Raw genomic sequence first — 19541 nt, 5'->3', positions numbered from 1 at the left:
CGCACCCGCCGACGCGTTGGCCAGCGTCACCGAGATCACCGCCGTCGCCGGATCCACATTCGTCGCGTCCGCAGCCGGCGACTTCGCCGTCACCGCGGGAACGGTCGGCTTGAAGGTGACCTCCGCATCCACGAAGTATGCGGTCGCGTTCCACGATGCCGTGGGGAATCCGCCGTTGGCGCCGTAGAGGAATCGGCCGTTGTCCGTCGTGGGCGCGGAGATGTACCCCTTGGTCACTGGGTCGGCGAAATAACCTGGCGTCGCGGAGTAGCCGCCCTGCGGCGCGAAGTACGAGACGACATACGTGGCACCTGGCACGAGATCCACCGGCGTCGCGAGCTCAGCCCGCTGCCAGCCGGACGCCGACTCGCCGGTGAACTCCACCGTCGCAAGCTGCTCGCCCTGTGCATTCCAGAGATGGCCGACGTGAGTACCGGAGTTCTCGGTTGCCTTGTAGAAGCGGATCGCGGTCGCTTCTGCGGCGTATGCCACAGAGAACGCGGTGCCGACCTCCAGCGGAGCATCGGGAATCGTCTCGGTGGTCGGGGTCTCCGTGCCGAACAGGTTCGCCACTACGCCACCCAGCTGAGGGATTCCGGTCGTGAATTGCCACGTGCTGAGCGTTTGCGCACCCACCTTGACGATCGCCGCATACGTCGTGGAATCGGCGAACGGAGCGCTCGGCGTGAAGGTGATGGTGCGTGTCGCAGCATCGTACGCACTCGCACCGGGGACGCTGGAGCCCGCGCGCGTTACGGAGATCGTCGGCGAAGTCGCGGCAGCCGACAACGTTGCCGTCACGGCGGAGTTCGAGGCGACGGATTGCCCTTCGGGGGCGCGAGAGGACACGGTCACAGCCGGGGTGGTGCCGTCTCCGCCCGAGAACTTGACGTCCACGAAGTAGTTGGTCGCGTTCCAGGAGCTCTGGGGGCGAGTGCCGCCGGAGCCGTAGACGAACGTGCCGTTGTCGGTCGCCGGGGCAGTCAGCGGCCCGCTCTTCGCGGCGGTCCCGAAGTAGTTTCCGGCGTACACGTACTTGCCCTGCGGCGACAGGTAGGAGACCGTGTAGGCCGTTCCGGCGACGATGCTCACGGGTACGGAGAGCTGAGCCTCCTGCCATCCCTCGGCGGTCTCATTCTGGAACGTGACAGAGGCCAGTGCAGTCCCCGACGCCGACCAGATCGTCCCGGTGTGAACGCCGGTGTCACCCGCCGCCTTGTAAAAGCGGATGGCTGTCACACGACCCGAGATCGATGACGTGAACGTCATGCCCAGCTCGACCGAGGTCGCATCCGATGCGGTGCTGACCGTCGGTGCACCGTTTCCAAAGAACGTGACATCGGCCGGCGCCATGTCCTCGGCGGTGTGGAACACCCAGGTACGGTCGTAGCCGGCGCCCGAGCTGCTCGCGATCGCGCTCACCGTCGCGGTGACGCTGGTGTCGAAGGGAAGGGCGTTCGAGGACGTGAACGTCGCCGTCTTCTTGTCGGAGGACAACGTCGTCGACCCGGCGACGGGCGTCCCCCCAGCGGTGACCACGATCGACGGCGTGGAGGTCAGAGCCTCGCTGAACGTCGCGGAGATGGTCGTCGTGGTGGCCACGTTCTGGGTCCCCGCGGCCGGCGAAGTGGAGACGAGCTGCGGCCCGTTGAGCGATCGAACGAAGACCGGGTCTACGAAGTAGCTCGACGAGGAAGTCCCCTGCGGGAAGCCGCCGGCGTAGGTGTAGACCCCGCCTGTCGCCGGCACGGTCAGCGGGCCTCGCGTGTATGTCGAGGCGAATCCCCCGGGCTCGGCGGCGTAGCCGCCCGCCGTTGCGACGTAGGACACGACGTACTGCGCGCCGGTGCTCACGGCGACCGGAGTGTCGAACAGCACGGTCTGCCACCCGCTGGACGACTCGTTGGTGAAGGTGGCCTGCCCCATCACTCCGCCGGCGGACGACCAGAGGGTGCCGACGTGGGTTCCGGTGTTGCCGGCGCCCTTGTAGAAGTTGATCCCCGAGATGTACCCGGCCTCCGACACGGTGAACTTCGTACCGACGGTGACCGATCCGTCCGCCACCGATGGGATCGACGGCACATCGGAACTGGTGTACAACGTGCACGGGCAGGCGTTGGACGCCGAGTCGTTCGCAGTCGTGAAGATCCAGTCCGCTCCGGCGTTGAAGGTCGTCGAGTCCACGGGCGTCGCGCTGAGGATCACTCGGTACTGCGTCACCGGTGCCAGAGGCGCACTCGGGGTGAAGCGCACGGTGCGCGTTGCCGCGTCGTAGCTCATGGAGCCGGCGACCGCGCTGCCGTCGCTCACCTTCTTCATCGTCGCCAGCACGGAACCCGGCTGCACCGGGCGTGTGAACGCCGCCGATATCGTGGCGTCCTTCGCGACCCCTGTGGCGCCGACCGCAGGCGACTGCGCCGTCAGACGCACGGGGGAGTCGGCGGCAGGCTCGAACAAGGCGTCTACGTAGTAATTGGACTCATGGAACGTCGTCTTCGGCCACGTGCCGGCGGTTCCGAACACGCCCGCAGTGGCGTCGCCAGTCGCGGACGACACCTTCAGAGGTGACGTCGCGCGCGCCTGGTACGGCCAGTAGTACTCGTTGTACGCGTACCCGCCCTGTGGGGCGGTGTACGAGACGGTGTACTGCTGGCCGGCGACCACCTCTACTGGTTCGTCGAACAGCGCCGTCTGCCATCCTGTCGCCGATTCGCCGCTGAACAGCACGGTCGCGACGCGCGTTCCCTGAGCAGACCACAGCGAGCCGGTGTGCTGACCGGTGTTCGCTGCGCCCTTGTAGAAGCGCACGCCCGTGATGTAGCCGTCGACCTCGGCTGTGAAGCGCAACCCGAGCTCGAGCGCCTGCGAGTCGTTCGCAGATTCGATAGGCGGCTTCGCTTCGCCGAAGACGGACGCGGGGCCGGCGGCGGTGACCGTCGTGGTCGCACCGGTCGGGCTGTAGTTCGCACTGTCATCGATCGCGCGCGCCTTCACCGTCGCGGTGCCACTGCCCTGCTGCACGTACTGGAACGACCACGACGTCGTTCCCTGGGCGCGTCGCCAGGTCGCGCCGCCGTCGGTGGAGACCTCGACGCCGGCAACCTGTCCCGCCGCATCGCTCGCCGTCCCGGCGACGGTGACCATCGTGCCGTTGGGGATCGACTGGCCCGAGGTGGGCGAGGTGATGGTGGTCACGGGCGCTGCTGTGTCGGTCGTTTTCGTCGCGGGCTGGAGGGTCGACATCAACGTGCCCGGCTGAGCCCCCATGTCGGCCAGAAGGTTCACCTGTGCCTGCTGGATGCGCACGTCGGATGACGCCTGAACGCCCCCCGAGTCGTGGTTGTCATCCAAGCCCCACCCCCATTGAACGGTGCCCGCGCCGAAGACCAGGGCCCCGCTCGGTGCCCGATACAGCGTGATGTTGTGGGTCGTGGTACCGGCGGAAACGGTGTTGCCGTAGTCGTATAGATATTGCGATGTCGTCTTCGTCGTGGTCGAGAGACGGATGAGCCCTTGAGGCCGGAAGCCGTTGTCGACATCCTCGTCGGACTCATAGCCGATGATGCCCTTGCCGAGATCGGCGCTGGTTCCGGAGGCAAGCCCACCGAGTCCCGTGTTGCGCCAGATCCGGTTCTTGCCCTCGCTGGCGGTCACAGTGAGCGGCGCGGAGATGTCGTTGACCATGTACATAGTCCCCGTCAGCGCATTCTCCGGTTCGTGGCCGCCGTCCGCGCTCTCCGCGTACCGCGGATCACGCCAGGTGCCTGTCCACTCGGAGGTGGATGTGTCGATCTTGCCCCCGCCGACGTTCTGTGAGTTGCCCCACGTCTCCTTGTACGACACGATCGTGCGGTAGTCGGTGCTCGTGCCGCTGGCGGAGGACGCCTCGTACCGGGTGTGCCAGTAACCCTCGTTGCCGGAGAGGAACTGAAGGTTGACTCCCGCGTCGCGAGCGGCCTCCATGTTGTCGCGCTGGGCTGCCGACCAGTACTCGTCGTGGCCGACCGACAGGAACACCTTGTGGGTCAGCAGCTCCGACCCGCGTCGGTCGGTGTCCACGCCTGCGATGTAGGACATGTCGTAGCCATTGCGCTCCATGAACTGGACGGTGGCGAACTCCGCGCTGAAGTAGAAGCTGCGCTCTTCGACTGTGCCGCGTGTGACAACGGGCCGGTTGTAGCTGATCTTGTACGCGCGGCCATTGGCGGCGCCCTGGTAGAAGTCGGAGCCGCCGTAAGGGTTGTAGGCCTGCCACGTCGGGTCGGAGGTCTGGAACAGCACGTCCGAGTGGCTGCCGTCGTTGCGCACGACGAAGAGGATGTGGCTCTCGCCGCCGGTGTCGTTCCGGTGCAAAAGAGCGAGATACACACCCGAGACGGCCGTCGACGGTACGTTCCAGGTCGCGGAGACCTTCCACGTGCCGCAGTCGTACAGCTCGGTCGTCACGTCCGAGATACATTGGGGCTGGTGCTGCGGCAGCTGCGCCGAGACCGGCACGTTCTCGATGAACCGCGCGCCGAGGCCTTGGTAATAGCCGGTGCGGTAGATGTCGATCTTGTACGACGTCGCGTCGGTGTCGACCTTGAAGTCGATCTTGCCGCCCGCATTGACGCTGATATCGGTGGCGAACCCCTGGATGCTGTCATCCCCGGCGCCGTCGATGTCCCACACCGACGGGTCGGTGCCCGGCTTCTGGTTCTCGCACACGATCGGGTTGATCGTCGCGCCGCACGGACTCGCCGCCTGTGCCGAAGCGGTCGGCTCAAAGGCGACGAAGGCGGTCGCGACCAGCGCCACGACAACGGCGAAAACGCTGAGACGAAGCCCCCGGGGCCACCGTCGACGAACTCCGACCGTCCCCAAAGCTGTATCCGTCATGATCCCCAGTCCCCCGCCGACGTCGCGGTGTTAGATCGCCCCGACCCCAGCCGCGACGTGAGTCCCGCAGCACGCACCGAATTTCCCCACGGCACAGCGATACGGGCATCCCCGCGGGCAGTATATCCTCATGCGATCCCTCCGCGGAGGGTGGTCTCGGCATACCTTTACCCAACCTTGAGGGAGCGGCGTCCGACGCTCCTGATACACAGGGATGCCGCGCACGAATGAACGCTCGAACAGAGAAGAGGCTCCTGATGACCGACGCGCCCGTGATCCAGGCATCCGCCGATGTCGCAGACAGCGCCGTGCTGGGGCCTCGCACGCGCGTATGGCACCTCGCTCAAGTCCGCGAGGGCGCGAAGCTCGGCGCAGACTGCAACATCGGGCGAGGCGCCTACGTCGGCCCCGAGGTCGTGATGGGAGACAGCTGCAAGCTGCAGAACTACGCGCTGGTGTACGAACCAGCGCGCTTGGGCGACGGCGTCTTCATCGGACCGGCCGCGGTGCTCACCAACGACGAGTTCCCCCGCGCCGCAAACCCCGATCTCTCGCTCAAGAGCGCTGACGACTGGCACGCGGTCGGCGTCACCATCGGCGACGGCGCCTCGATCGGCGCCCGGGCCGTGTGCATCGCGCCCGTGAAGATCGGGGCGTGGGCGCTGATCGCGGCGGGCGCCGTCGTCACCAAGGACGTGCCGGCCTACGGGCTCGTCGTCGGCGTACCCGCCCGGCGCATCGGGTGGGTCGGCCGGGTGGGCAAGCCGCTCGTCCAGGACGGCGAGGAGTGGGTGTGCCCCGAGTCCGCCGAGCGCTACGTGCAGGAAGGCGAGACGCTGCGCCCAGCGGCCTGATACCCCGGCTCGGACGCCTCGCCCACCGCCCCGCTACCTGATCGTCGAGTTCGTGAACACCGGGTTCCCATTGCCGAGGTAGAAGATGCCCGGGTAGTTCTGGAAGCTCTGCGGCGTCGGCTGCCCGCTCGGCGCGTACGTGTTGCCGCTGCTGGTCGTCTGGTCGATATAGAGGCGCCCGGTGTTGCTGTTGCTGACGAAGAACAGGAAGCTGCCGCCGGCCTTCGCCGAGTTGCGCTCGATGCGCGATCCCGAGATGCGCACGTCGTACGTGCCACCGTCGGTGTAGACCGCACCGCCGCTGCCGCCGCCCGGGGTTCCCGCCTTAGCAGGGTTCGCGCAGCAGCCCACGGCACTGTTGTCGGTCAGGAGGCTGTTGACGATGGTGATCGGCGTCCGCAGGCCGCTGATCGCCCCACCGTTCGAGCAGCTGTTGCCCTTCCCGGCCGCGCCGCCGAAGGTGCTGTTCACGATGACGACCGGATCCTGATTCAGCGCAGCCAGCGAGGGATCCAGACTGTTCGGCGTGGCCGAGTGCTGGGCGAGAACCCTGATCGCACCGCCACCGATGTCCGGCCCGTTCGAGGCGCACGTGTTGCCCGTGAAGATCGCGTTGACCACCTTCAAGCGTCCGCCGAGCGCGAAGATCGCACCGCCGCCGTTCGAGCCTCCCCCGGTGTCACCGGGCGAGACATAAGTCTCGTTTGTGGCGTTGCCGTCGGCCAGGGTGATGTTCTGCACCGTGACGCGCGGGTACTGCGGTGCATAGAGGCAGTTGCCTGCGACCGAACCGAGCGAGGTGTCGCACGTGTCGATGTAGAGGATACGACGCGCGTTGCCGCCAGACAGCGTGACGAGCCCCCCACCGTCGATGACCAGATTCTGCGTGGTGTTGCGGATCTTCAGCGTTTGCGAGAGCGGGATGGTGACCGGGCTGGCACCGCAGTTGAAGGTCACCACTCCGCCTGCAGCCACCGCCGAGACCACGGCGGCGGAGGTGCAGCTGGCTGCCGTTCCGGTGCCGACCACGGTCGTGGGGCGGCTCACATCCTCCACGCCCATGCCGGCGGGAACCGGCACGGCACCGGTCGCGTTCCCCGGCTGGAACGCCGCAGGCGGCGTGGGCGTCACGGGCGGCGTCGGGGTAGTAGGCGCCGAGGCGGTGGTGAACGTGCGGTCGACCGTCAACGCCCGGAGGTTGCCCGCCGCGTCGACAGACCGCACCTGGTAGTGATAGGTCGTGCCTGCCGCGAGTCCGGAGATCGCCTGGCGATGCGACGTGGTCATCGTCGCGTCCAGCGTCGTGCTCTGGCCGTATGCACTGGTCGTGCCGAACCTCACCTGAGTGCTCGCGGGCTCATCGGTCGTCCACGAGATCGTCGCGCCGGTCGTGGTGATGCCGGATGCCGACACCGCGCTGATCACGGGGGCCACGGTGTCGGCGGGCGCCGCTGCGGCCGCGGCGAAGAGTACGTCGACGTAGTAGTTGGACCCTCCGTACGTGGCGCGGGGAAACCCGGACGCTCCGTACCCGTACACGCCGGCATTGGCCGGTGCGGTGAGGTCACCGCGCGTCAGGGCGGTGCCGAACGCCGATGCCTTGACGGCGTAGTGCCCTCGCGGCGCGTAGTACGACGCGACGTAGCGTGTGCCCTTGCTCACCGCAACGGGCGTGCTGAACCGGGCGACCTGCCAGCCCGATGCCGTCTCGTTCGTGAACGTCACCGTCGCCAGACGCTGTCCGGAAGCGTTCCACAGATTCCCCGTGTGGGTCCCGGTGTTCCCGGCTCCCTTGTAGAACCGGATGCCTGTCACCGTGCCCCCGACCGCGGGCGTGATCGTGAGTCCGAGCTCCACTGCCGCGCTGTCGTCGAATGCGGTGATGGTGGGCCTCTCGGAGCCGAAGAACGTCGCCTCGGTGGTCGCCGCGACCGCGGGGGCGGCGACCACCAGGCCCGTCACAGCGAGCAGCGTCGCCACAAGCACGGCGATGGCGCGGCGGAGAGAAGGCGGAGAGGCGGCAGTAGTTCGAGTCATGATCGTCCGGTCGATTTCTGGGGGAATGGGGTTCGCGCGACGAAGTCGGGACCTCGATCCGGCGGGGGAGAGCCGGCACTGTCGCGACAGCCCCGTCGATGCTCGCACGGGAGCAGCCGAAGGCATCTGTCCCTGAGAGGAATCTCACGCAGGTGTGAGAGGACTCTCACGTCTGACCGGCAGCACACGCCTCACGCGGGACTGGAAGTGGAGCGGATGCCGCGGGCCGCGGCATCCGCTCTCCTACAGCTCGCCGGGCTGCATGACCTCGTCGTCGATCTCCTCGAGGATCCGACGCGCACGGGAGGGCTCGACGCCCGGCTTGCGGGGCGCGTAGACGACGAGCGAGTGGAACAGGAACCGCACGAAGAACGCCAGCACGAGCGTGATCGCGGTCGCGACGACGGCCGAGATATGCCCCGTCGAGACCATCACCGCCACGATCGGGATGCGCACCAGCGCCTCGGCGTTGTTGAAGGTGAACGACTTCGCGAAGCGCAGCCACACGCCTGATGCGTTGTCGCGCATGTCGTCGAAGACGAAGCGCTCCTGGAGGAGGAAGTTGCCGATGATCGTCACCTCGGCGGCGACGATCGCGGCGACGATGTAATCGACACCGAGTTGCGTGAGCGCCCAGACGATCGCGACGTTCGCGACCGCGCCGAGAGCGCCGATCACGGCGAACAGCGACATCTTGCCGAAGCGCAGCGCCGTGAGCTGGGTGAGGAAGTGCAGGCCCTGACGGACCGACGCCTTCGACTCTCCGGCGTGGCGGTCGGCGAAGTCGAACGGGATCTCGGCCACGCGCATGGGCCGGCGCGCGAGGATCTCGAGCAGGATCTTGAACCCGCGCGGCCGCAGGAGCGCCTGGTCGACGCTGCGGCGATCGATGAGGAAGAAGCCGGTCATCGGATCGGTCACATCGCGCAGCCGGATCGGGAACATCGCGCGGGTCACCGCCGTCGACGCTTTCGACACCATCACGCGCGTGCGATCGGCGAGACCGTGGGAGGTGCCGCCGCCGGCGTAGCGCGAGGCGATGACGACATCCACATCGCCGCGGGAGAAGGTGCGCCACAGCTCGGGGATCTTCTCCGGCGGATGCTGCAGATCGGCGTCGATGACCAGGCACGCGTCCGCGGCGGCCATCGCGAAGCCCTCGAGCACCGCTCCGCCGAGACCGCCCTCGGCCTTCTCGCGGTGCAGCAGCCGCACCGGTAGCGGGGCGGAAGCCGCCACCTCGCGGATCACGTCGGGCGTGGCATCCGTGCTGTCGTCCACGAACACGATCTCCGCATCGATGCCTCCGGGTATCGTCTCGAGCGCACCGGCGACACGGCGAACGAGCTCCGCCACGTTGGGAGCCTCGTTGTATGTCGGGACGATGATCGACAGCTGCATCGCCGCCATCCTGCCATGCAGCGCTGAACGCGAGGCAAACGGATGGGGGAAGGATGCCGCCCGCCGACGCGGTGCGGTCTCATGAGGGCGTCGCCTGCACCGCACGGCGTCCGGCGCCTGCCCAGGATTACCGGGTGAGAATGGAAGGATGACTTCCCCCTCGACCATCACCATGTTCGGCGCGGACTGGTGCCGCGACTGCATCCGCACCAAGAAGCAGCTCGACGAGCTCGGCATCTCGTACACCTATGTCGACCTCGTCGTCGACCCCGCCGCTGCGGACGTCGCCCGCGACATCTCGGGGCGCACCAACATCCCCGTCGTCGTGTACCCGGACGCCTCCCACCACGTGGAGCCGTCGAACGCCGACGTCGAGGCCAAGCTCCGCGAGCTCTCCCTCATCTGACTCCCGGCGTCGCGCGTTTCGTCGCGCGAGTCGGTGACTGAGCGAGGAGCGCAGCGACGAGACGAAGCGTCCTCGCTCGCTCAACGACCGGGAGTCCGGACCGCACTGCCCCCGGTCGCCGAGCGAGCGCCGGCGAGACGAAGCGCGACCCCCCCCGGTCGCTGAGCCAGCGCCAGCGAGACGAAGCGCGACGCCCCGGTCGCTGAGCGAGCGCCAGCGAGACGAAGCGCACCCTGACGCCGCGGCATCCGTCGTCATTAGGCTGAGGCCGTGAGCGTCGAACGCAACACCCGGGCGATCGAGGGAACGGTCGTGACCGATTTCCAGGACCGCATGAGCTACGGCGGCTACCTGGATCTGCCCACGCTGCTGTCGGCCCAGCGCCCCCTCAGCGATCCCGAGCATCACGACGAGTTGCTGTTCATCGTGCAGCACCAGACCACGGAGTTGTGGCTCAAGCTCGTGCTGCACGAGCTCGGCGCCGCCTGCCGGCTGCTGCGAGAGGACCAGCTCGCGCCGGCACTGAAGTGCATTGCGCGGGTCAAGCACATCCAGAAGACGCTGACCGAGCAGTGGTCGGTGCTGGCGACGCTGACGCCCGCCGAGTACGGGCAGTTCCGCGGCGTCCTCGGGAACGCCAGCGGGTTCCAGTCGGCCCAGTACCGTGCCGTCGAGTTCACCCTCGGCAACAAGAACGCTGCGATGCTGCGGGTTTTCGAATCGGATCCCGCCGCGCATGCGCTCATAGCGGCGACCCTCGAGGCTCCGAGCCTGTACGACGAGTTCCTCCGGCTGCTCGCACGATCCGGCTATCCCATCCCCGAGGCGGTGCTCGAGCGGGATGTGACGAAGGCGTGGACCTATTCCCCCGAACTGGTGCCGGTCTTCACCGAGATCTACCGCGATCCCCAGACGCACTGGGCCGCGTACGAGACGTGCGAGGAACTCGTGGACCTGGAGGACAATTTCCAGCTCTGGCGCTTCCGCCATCTCAAGACCGTGGAGCGCATCATCGGCTTCAAGAGCGGCACGGGCGGCTCCAGCGGTGTGCCCTTCCTGCAGCGCGCCCTCGACCTGACGTTCTTCCCCGAGCTGTACGCCGTGCGGACGGAGCTGTGATGTCGCACGACCCGGAAGCGCTCCGCGAGCTTCTCGGCGCCGATGCGGCGCTCTGCCATCGGGCGCTCACCGGCGAGCAGGGCGTGTCGCTCCCGCCGTTCACCGACCACCACGTCCACCTGCACCTCATCGACGAGCACGCCCTGGCCGCCGGCGGCATCGCCGGCGTCGTCGACCTCGGCGGCGACCCGGTCGCGCTGGCTCGTCGCGGAGACGGCATTCCGCGCGTGGCATATGCCGGTGCCTTCCTCACGGCGGTCGGCGGCTACCCGGTCGGCCGGGCGTGGGCGCCCCCCGAGATCGCCCGCGAGATCGCCGATCCGTCGACGCACCCGGGGGTTCCCGGCGGTGCGGCGACGGCGGTGGACGAGCAGGCGTCGTTCGGGGCATCCGTCATCAAGGCCTCGCTCAACAGCGCCGCGGGGCCCGTGCTCGACAGCGGCACGCTGGCGGCCATCGTCGGGGTCGCGCGCGAGCGTGGGCTGCCGGTCGTCGCACATGCGGAAGGCGACGGGATGCCGCAGCTCGCGCTCGACGCGGGCGTCCACGGGTTCACCCACACGCCGTTCACCGGGTTCGTCGGGCGGGCGTTCACGGCCCACGCTGTGAAGGCGGGGCAGGTGTGGATCTCCACCCTCGCGATCCACCAGGACGATGCGGAGGCGGCCGAGTTCGCCCGCGTGAACCTCGCCGGGTTCGCCGCCGCAGGCGGCCGCGTGCTGTACGGCACCGACCTCGGCAACGGTGATCAGCGGGTCGGTGTGAACCCGGACGAGGTCGCGGCGCTCGACCGAGCGGGCGTGCGAGGCGCGGCGCTCATCGCCGCGATGACCGATCCCTGGCCGTTCGCGGATCAGCCGCCGGGAGTGTGCACCTTCGTTCCGGGCCCCGCTCCGCAGGAGCCGGCCGACGTCGCCGAGTGGCTGCGCGCCGCCACCGTCGTGCCCACCGAGGAGTTGATCCATGACGACCGCTGACCCCGCCGCATCGTCCGGCCCGGCCTCTTCCGGGTTTGGGGCGCACGACGTGCGTTCGGGGCGCGCGCCGCACGCCCCGAACGCACAGGACGCGCCCCAAACCCGTGGGCCGGCCGGGATCTCGACCTCCGACCTCGAGGCCGAGGCCGCCGTCCTCGATGCGGCCGACCCGCTGCGCATCCATCGCGACGCGTTCGTCGGGGCGGAGACCTCCCTCGTGTACTTCGACGGCAACTCGCTCGGGCGGCCGCTGCGGGCGAGCGTCGAGCGGCTGACGGCGTTCGCGCTCGACGAATGGGGCGGGCGCCTCATCCGCGGCTGGGACGAATCCTGGATGCAGCTGCCCTTCGATATCGGCGACAGCGTCGGCCGTGCGGCGATCGGTGCCGCCTCCGGCCAGACGGTGATCGGCGACTCGACGACGGTGCTGCTGTACAAGCTCGTCCGAGCAGCGTTCGATGCCGCGGTCGCGGCCGACCCGTCCCGCGTCGAGATCGTCGTCGACCGCGACAACTTCCCCACCGACCGGTACCTCGTCGAGGGCATCGCCGCGGAGCGCGGCGGGCGCGTGCGCTGGGTGGAGGTCGACCTTGCGGGCGGGGTCTCGGACGGGGCGCTTCGCGCGGCGGTCGGCCCTGGGACGGCGGTCGTGCTGCTGTCCCACGTGGCTTATCGATCGGGCTACCTCGCGGATGCCGCGACCCTCACCCGCATCGCCCACGACGCCGGCGCTCTCGTCGTGTGGGACCTCTGTCACTCGGCCGGCTCGGTCCCGGTTGAAGCCGACGCGTGGGACTGCGACCTGGCGGTGGGCTGCACCTACAAGTACCTGAACGGCGGACCGGGCTCCCCCGCCTTCGCGTACGTCGCCTCCCGTCTGCAGGAGCGGCTCGCGCAGCCGATCCAGGGCTGGATGGGCACCGCCGACGTGTTCGCGATGGGCCCGGAGTACCGGCCGGCCCAGGGCATGCGGCGGTTCCTGTCGGGAACGCCGCCGATCGTCGGCATGCTCGCCATGCAGGACACCCTCGCGCTCATCGAAGACGTCGGCATCGCCGCGATCCGCGCCAAATCGGTCGCTCTGACGGAGTTCGCCGTGCGCGTGGCAGATGAGCTGCTCGCACCGCTCGGGGTGGCGGTCGCCTCGCCGCGGGACCCCGCCACGCGCGGTGGCCACGTGACGCTGTCGCACCCCGCGATGCGGGCGGTGACCGCGCGGCTGTGGGCGCAGGATGTCATCCCCGACTACCGCGACCCCGGCGGCCTGCGCATCGGCCTGTCGCCGCTCTCGACCTCGTTCGCCGAGACGCTCGCCGGCCTGCGGGCGGTCGAGGCTGCCATTCGCGCCGAGTCCTGATCCCGCCTGGTGAGGGCGACCCTTCGTCTGGTCGCTTGCGCTCCTCGCTCAAGGACCGGTCCTTCGGGTGCCATCGCGCGGCGGTCGCCGCAGCGCGGGCGGTCGCGCGCGGGCGGTCGCAGCGCTTGGGGTCGTACCGCTTTTGGCGACTCGCCAGAAAGGGCACCATTCCCCCCGCATTCTTGGCGAGCCGGCGGAACGGAGCCTCGTCGCACCGTGTGGCGACTGGCTCACGGGCCTAAGAGGGCGCGCGTTTCCTGGCGACTCGCCAAAAGATGCGCGGACAGACCACACTTCCTGGCGACTCGCCAATAACGGCCGAACAGACCGCGTCCCCTGGTGACTCGCCAAGAACGGCCGGACACACCACATTTCCTGGCGACTCGCCAAAAACGGCCGAACAGACCGCGTCCCCTGGTGACTCGCCAAGAACGACCCGGACAGACCGCACTTCCTGGCGACTCGCCCAAAAACGGCCGGACACACCACGCTTCCGGGCGACTCGCCAAATACGACCCGGACACACCGCGTCTCCTGGCGACTCGCCAAGAACGGCCGGACACACCACGCTTCCTTGCGACTCGCCAAAAGATGAGCGGACAGACCACATTTCCTAGCGACTCGCCAAGAACGGCCGAACAGACCGCGTCCCCTGGCGACTCGCCAACAACGGCCGGACACACCACGGTTCCGGGCGACTCGCCAGATATGACCCGGACAGACCGCATCTCCTGGCGACTCGCCAAGAACGGCCGGACACACCACACCTCGGGGCAACTCGCCAAATACGACCCGGACACACCGCACTTCCTGGCGACTCGCCAAAAACGTTCACACAGACCGCACTTCCTGGCGACTCGCCAAAAACGTTCAGACAGACCGCAGTTCCTGGCGACTCGCCAAGAACGGCCGCGCGTTCACGCTGACCTACACTGGCGCGATGAGCAATGAGGCTCCGGTGGCGCCCGAAGCCACCGGCATCCGTCCTGCGCGCCTGACGCGCGGCACCATCGCGCGCTACGCGACCGGATCGCTGGGCACGGGCGGGTTCGCGACGCTGCCCGGACTCGTGCTCACGTACTACCTGACCGACTCGCTCGGGGTCGCGGCGCTCGCGGCCGGCGCGGTGATCACGGTGGCGAAGGTGTGGGACGTCGTCATCGACCCCATGATCGGCGCGTTGACCGACCGCGACCTCGCTCGTCACGGCAGCCGGCGACGGCTGATGCTCATCGGCGCCCTCGCACTGCCGCTGCTGTTCGCCCTGACCTTCGCGGTGCCGCCGGCGCTCGGACCGGTCGCCGCGGGCATCTGGGTGCTGATCGCCTTCACGCTCACCGCGACCGCGTTCAGCCTGTTCCAGGTGCCCTACATCGCGCTCCCCGCCGAACTGACGCCGAGCTACGACGAGCGCACGCGCCTGCTCACCTGGCGCGTGGTGGTGCTGACGTTCGCGATCCTGCTGTTCGGCGCAGGCGGACCGGCGCTCCGCCGCGTCTCGGACGACCCGTTCGTCCAGTACCTCGTGATGGGCGTCGTCTGCGGCCTCGTGATCGGGATCGGGATGCTGGTGGCCACGGCCGTCGCGCGCCGCACCGCAGCAGCACCCGGTGCGACCACATCGCAAGAGGAGCACCGGACCGCGGCGACGACCGGGATGCGCGAGCACTATGCCTCCGGCATCCGTGCCCTGCGTCGCAGTCGGCCGTTCCGGCTGCTGCTGTCGACGTTCGTGCTGCAGGCACTTGCCACCGGGCTCATGCTGGCCGGCGCGCAGTACGTCGCCACGTGGGTGCTGCACTCGCAGGCGGCGGTCGAGCTGCTGTTCATCGCGCTCATCGCTCCCGCGCTGCTCGCCGCTCCCGCGTGGGGCGTCGTCGCCCGCCGCCTCGGCAAGGAGCCCACCTTCGCCATCGCGAGCGTGGTCTTCGCCGCCGCGGCGCTGTCGATCCTCGGCATGCTGTGGGCACCCGGCGACTGGATCTACGTGCCCGTCGGCATCGCGGGCATCGCGTACGCGGGCATGCAGTCGCTGCCCATGGCGATGCTGCCCGACGTCATCTCGCACGACCAGCGCACCGCACCCGATGCGGCGGACGGGGCGGGCCGGGCCGGCTCCTTCAGCGGCGTGTGGACGGCCGGCGAGACCGTCGGCTTCGCGCTCGGCGCGACGACGCTGGCGCTGATCCTGGCCGTGACCGGCTACATCTCGTCGACCGGCGGTCAAGTGGTGGATCAGCCGGATGCCGCGGTCACGGGCATCATCGTGAGCTTCAGCATCGTGCCGGCCGTGCTGGTCGGTCTCAGCCTGCTCACCCTCGCGCGGTACCCGCTGCGCCGTGCCGACATCGATCCCGGCTGAGATCGAGTCGCACCGAGCGTGACACCGCGTGCCGTCGGCCCGACCACGTGACGTAGGATGCCCGGTGACGGACTCACCCGACCCGAGTTCCGGGCGCGAGTTCGAAGGAGAACGCCATGCCCCCCACCTCCTCGACCACTCCTCGGATGCCGCGCACGAGCACCGCGAAGCGCTCCGAGTCGCCCGCCGGCGGCACGTCCGCACCGGGCCTCTCCGACGACGAGAGCGCGGCGCTCGACGAGGCCATCACGCGGCTCGAGGAGGGAGCGCGGGTGTGGACCGCGCTCACGCTCGACCAGCGCGCCCGGCTGCTCGGGCGCGTGCGCGACGCCGTGGGTGCCGTGGCGCAGGAGTGGGCCGACACCGCCACGATCTCGAAGGGTCTGCAGCCGGGGCATCCGCTCTCCGGAGAGGAATGGCTCGGCGGACCCTACGGCGTCATCGGACTCCTCGATGCGCTGCGCGAGACCCTCGAAGCCCTCGCGAAGGGCCGCAGCCCGCTGGACGGCGTCACCATCGACGAGGCGCCCGGCGGCCGGCGGCGCGCGCACACCTTCCCGCTGAACGGCACCGAGAAGTTCCTGCTGTCTGGTTTCACGGGCGAGGTGTGGTTCGAACCCGGCGTCACGGCCGACCAGGCCCGCCAGGAGGCGGGGCTCGCCCAGCTGACCCCGACGCGATCCGGCGGTGTGGGGCTGGTGCTCGGCGCCGGCAACGTCACCTCGATCCCCGTCGCCGACGTCTTGTACGAGCTGTTCGCGCACAACCGCGTGGCGCTCCTCAAGGTCAATCCCACACAGGATGCGCTCGTGCCCGTGTTCGAGCGCGCGCTCGCCCCGCTCATCGAACCCGGCCTGGTGCGCATCGTGCGCGGCGGCGCCGCGACCGGCGCCTACCTGACGTCGCACCCGCGCATCGCGCACGTGCACATCACCGGCTCGGCCGCCACGTTCGACGCGATCGTGTGGGGCGCTTCGACAGCCTCAGCGACCGGTGAGGGCTCAGCAACCGGTGACGGCTCGGCAAATGGTGAGGGCTCGGCGACCGGTGCGGGCTCCGCAACCGGTGACGGCTCAGCAACCGAGGACGGCTCCGCGACCGGCGAGGGCTCCGCCAGCGAGCGGGAGCCGAAGCTGCAGGTGCCGATCACGGCGGAGCTGGGCGGCGTCTCCCCCATCATCGTCGTGCCCGGCGACTGGTCCGCCGCCGACCTGAAGTATCAGGCCGAGCACGTCGCCACGATGCGGCTCGTGAACGCCGGGCACAACTGCATCGCCGGCCAGGTCGTCATCCTGAGCTCGGACTGGCCGCAGCGCGCCGACTTCCTGCGCGAGCTGCACAACGCCTACGCCGCCGCCCCGGAACGGCCGGTCTGGTACCCCCGGAGCGACGAACGGCTCGAGGCCGCGGCATCCGCCTACCCTGACGCCGTGTGGTGCGCGGACCGCACCCGCGCGATCGTCGAGGTGAGCGGCGCCGAAGGCGGCGACCCCGTCGAGACCGTCGAGTACTTCGCACCGATCCTGGGGGTGGTCGAGGTCGCCGGCACCGGTCAGGAGTTCCTGGACGCGGCGGTGGCGCACGCCAACGACCGGCTGACCGGCACGCTCGGCGCCAACGTGCTGATCGACCCCGTCACCGAGGAGGCGCTCGGGGAGGGCTTCGAGCGGGCCATCGCCGACCTGCGCTACGGCGACATCGCGATCAACACCTGGACCGCCTTCAACTTCCTCACCGCCCGCCTCACGTGGGGCGGCTTCCCCGGCGCGACGCTCGCCGACGTGTCGAGCGGCATCGGCGTCGTGCACAACGCGCTGCTGCTCGATCGCGTCGAGCGGTCGATCGGCCGCGGACCTTTCCGCCCCTTCCCGCGATCCATGGGCGATGCGGTGCGGTTCCGCCGGCTGTCGAAGGGCACGATCCTGCCGACGCCGCCCTGGTTCATCAGTTCGCGCACCGGCGCCGACGTGAGCGCGGGACTCACCCGCTACCTGATCGACGGCAAGGTGCCTGGGCTCGTCAAGACGCTCACCAAGGCGATGCAGGCGTGACGCGTGCCCGCCGCGGCAGCTCCCGCGGCACCGCGGGCACCGGGTTCGGCGCGGACGGCATGGAGGCCGACTACGTCGTGGTGGGCGCGGGCTCGTCGGGCGCGGCCGTCGCGGCGCGACTGAGCGAGGATCCGGCCGTCTCGGTGCTCCTGCTCGAGGCGGGCGCGCCCGACAAGGCGATCGAGCTGCACGTGCCCGCCGCGTTCTCCAAGCTGTTCCGCGGGATCTACGACTGGAACTACGACACCGTCCCGCAGCCCCACCTCGAGGGCCGGACGGTGTACTGGCCTCGCGGCAAGACCCTCGGAGGGTCGTCGTCGCTCAACGCCATGATGTGGGTCCGGGGCTTCGCCGCCGACTACGACGAGTGGGCGGATGCCGCGGGCCCGATGTGGTCGTGGGACGCACTGGTCCCTTACTTCCATCGTGTCGAACGCACGGCCGACCCGGCCGACGGCTCACAGGGCACCCACGGACCTCAGCCCGTCGAGCACCAGCGGGATCCCCGGCCTCACACGGCGGCGTTCCTCGCCGCGGCGCAGGAGGCGGGGCATCCTGTCACCGCCCCCAACCTGCCGACCGGCCAGGGGTTCTCGCAGACGATGGTGAGCGAGAGCCGCGGTGCGCGAGCCTCGACGGCCGATGCGTACCTGCGCCCCGCGAAGGGCCGCCCGAACCTCCGGATCGTGACCGGCGCGCATGTGCGCCGCGTGACCTTCGCGGCCGCGGCCGTCGGACTGACGACGGGAGGAGATGTGAGCGGCGGAGGGCCTGCGGGCCCGAATGCCTCCTCCGCTCCTCCCGTCTCCTTCCCTCGTGACGTAGGCGACGGCGGCGACGACGGCGGCGGTGGTGGTGGCGGCGGTGGCGGCCTGCCGCGCGCGACCGGCGTGTACGTCGACATCGGCGGCATCACCCGCCACGTGCGCGCGCGGCGCGAGGTCGTGCTGTCGGGCGGCGCCGTGAACACGCCGCAGCTGCTCATGCTGAGCGGCGTCGGTCCGGCCGAACACCTCGCCGAGCACGGCATCGACGTCGTCGTCGATGCCCCCGGCGTGGGCGCCAACCTGCAGGACCACCTCGTGGCCGGCCTCGCACCCGCCGCGCCCCATGGCGGCACGCTGTACGACGCCGACAGACCGGCCGAGCTCGTGAAGTACCTCGCGACACGGAAGGGGATGCTGACCTCCAACGTCGCCGAGGCGTACGGGTTCGTGCGCACCGAGGTCGCCGACCGCGCGGGCGCACCCGAGGGTCTGCCCGACATCGAGATCATCTTCGCCCCGGTGCCGTACGTCGGTGAAGGGCTGATCCCGACGCCGTCGCACGGGCTCACCGTGGGGGCGATCCTGCTGCGTCCCCGCAGCCGCGGGACGATCCGGCTCGCATCGGCCGATCCGGCAGCGCCGCCGCTCATCGATCCGGCGTATCTGTCGGACCCCGACGGCATCGACACCGCGACGATGCTGGCCGGACTGGCCGAGTGCGAGCGCCTCATCGACACCGACGCGCTGCGCCCCCTCACCACGAGCGGCGGGCAGCCGATGGGGTGGGTTCAGCCGGCCGGCGGCGAGCGCATGACCGCCGTCGAACGCGCCGAGATGTCGCTGCGGCGCTACTCGCACACCCTCTACCACCCCGTCGGTACGGCCCGGATGGGGACGGATGCCGCTTCCGTCGTCGACCCCGAGCTCCGTGTCCGCGGGGTCACGGGCCTGCGGGTGGCCGATGCCTCGGTCATGCCCACCGTTATCCGGGGCCACACCAACGCCCCCGCGATCGTGATCGGCGAGGTCGCCGCCGATCTCATCCTCGGCCGCCGCGTCTGACCCACTCTTCGTCTCGTCGCCGGTGCTCCTCGCTCGGGGACCCGGGCTCCGGACCCGGTCGCTGGCACGCTCCTCGCACTGAGACCTCGGCCCGGTCGCTGAGCGAGCGCCAGCGAGACGAAGCGCGCATCACGGCGGCCCGCCCTTCGTCTCGTCGCTGGCGCTCCTCCCTCAAGGACCGGGACTCCCGACCCGGACTCCACACCCGGTCGCTGAGCGAGCGCCAGCGAGACGAAGCGCATCACCGCGGCCCGCCCTTCGTCTCGTCGC

General features: G+C 69.6%; 11 protein-coding genes. 8 read left to right on the top strand and 3 right to left on the bottom strand.

What is annotated here, in order from left to right; translation table 11 throughout:
• Positions 1-4797: DUF4082 domain-containing protein (locus tag NCG93_RS00295; protein WP_252787390.1), on the bottom strand; the 4797-nt coding region annotated here is incomplete at its 3' end.
• A 338-nt stretch (positions 4798-5135) separates the two neighbouring features.
• Here NCG93_RS00295 and NCG93_RS00290 point away from each other — a divergent pair.
• Complete coding sequence (locus NCG93_RS00290; protein WP_194411978.1) at positions 5136-5732, top strand: acyltransferase; 597 nt, start codon at positions 5136-5138, stop codon at positions 5730-5732.
• A 33-nt stretch (positions 5733-5765) separates the two neighbouring features.
• Here NCG93_RS00290 and NCG93_RS00285 read toward each other — a convergent pair whose 3' ends face one another.
• Both NCG93_RS00285 and NCG93_RS00280 read right to left on the bottom strand, forming a co-directional pair.
• Positions 5766-7769 (bottom strand): DUF4082 domain-containing protein, encoded by a 2004-nt coding sequence (locus tag NCG93_RS00285; protein WP_194411979.1) that lies wholly within the window; start codon positions 7767-7769, stop codon positions 5766-5768.
• 243 nt (positions 7770-8012) lie between these two features.
• Positions 8013-9170, bottom strand: coding sequence for a glycosyltransferase (locus NCG93_RS00280; RefSeq protein WP_194411980.1), 1158 nt, complete (start codon positions 9168-9170; stop codon positions 8013-8015).
• 148 nt (positions 9171-9318) lie between these two features.
• Between NCG93_RS00280 and NCG93_RS00275 the strand changes: the two genes are divergently transcribed.
• The 7 genes from NCG93_RS00275 (at position 9319) to NCG93_RS00245 (ending at position 19271) form a co-directional block, all read left to right on the top strand.
• Positions 9319-9576 carry a glutaredoxin domain-containing protein gene (locus NCG93_RS00275; RefSeq protein WP_194411981.1) on the top strand — a complete coding sequence of 86 codons (258 nt, stop codon included), beginning with the start codon at positions 9319-9321 and terminating at the stop codon, positions 9574-9576.
• Between the two features lie 270 nt (positions 9577-9846).
• Positions 9847-10695: a tryptophan 2,3-dioxygenase gene (kynA, locus tag NCG93_RS00270; protein ID WP_194411982.1), complete on the top strand. Its 849-nt coding sequence runs from the start codon at positions 9847-9849 to the stop codon at positions 10693-10695.
• Positions 10695-11672, top strand: a complete 978-nt coding sequence (locus tag NCG93_RS00265; RefSeq protein WP_194411983.1) for an amidohydrolase family protein — start codon at positions 10695-10697, stop codon at positions 11670-11672. Before kynA ends, NCG93_RS00265 begins: the two co-directional genes overlap by 1 nt.
• Complete coding sequence (locus NCG93_RS00260) at positions 11659-13029, top strand: kynureninase (protein WP_194411984.1); 1371 nt, start codon at positions 11659-11661, stop codon at positions 13027-13029. The genes NCG93_RS00265 and NCG93_RS00260 overlap by 14 nt, the downstream gene beginning before the upstream one ends.
• A gap of 940 nt (positions 13030-13969) precedes the next feature.
• Positions 13970-15391: an MFS transporter gene (locus NCG93_RS00255; RefSeq protein WP_194411985.1), complete on the top strand. Its 1422-nt coding sequence runs from the start codon at positions 13970-13972 to the stop codon at positions 15389-15391.
• A 116-nt stretch (positions 15392-15507) separates the two neighbouring features.
• Positions 15508-17442, top strand: a complete 1935-nt coding sequence (locus NCG93_RS00250; RefSeq protein ID WP_372495927.1) for an aldehyde dehydrogenase family protein — start codon at positions 15508-15510, stop codon at positions 17440-17442.
• A gap of 59 nt (positions 17443-17501) precedes the next feature.
• Positions 17502-19271, top strand: a complete 1770-nt coding sequence (locus NCG93_RS00245) for a GMC family oxidoreductase (RefSeq protein WP_194413668.1) — start codon at positions 17502-17504, stop codon at positions 19269-19271.
• Positions 19272-19541: the final 270 nt, after the last annotated feature.

It is taken from the genome of Microbacterium yannicii (assembly GCF_024055635.1).
Taxonomy (GTDB): domain Bacteria; phylum Actinomycetota; class Actinomycetes; order Actinomycetales; family Microbacteriaceae; genus Microbacterium; species Microbacterium yannicii.
The sequence above is the reverse complement of the archived record's forward strand: the minus strand, read 5'-3'. Positions and strand labels throughout refer to the sequence as shown.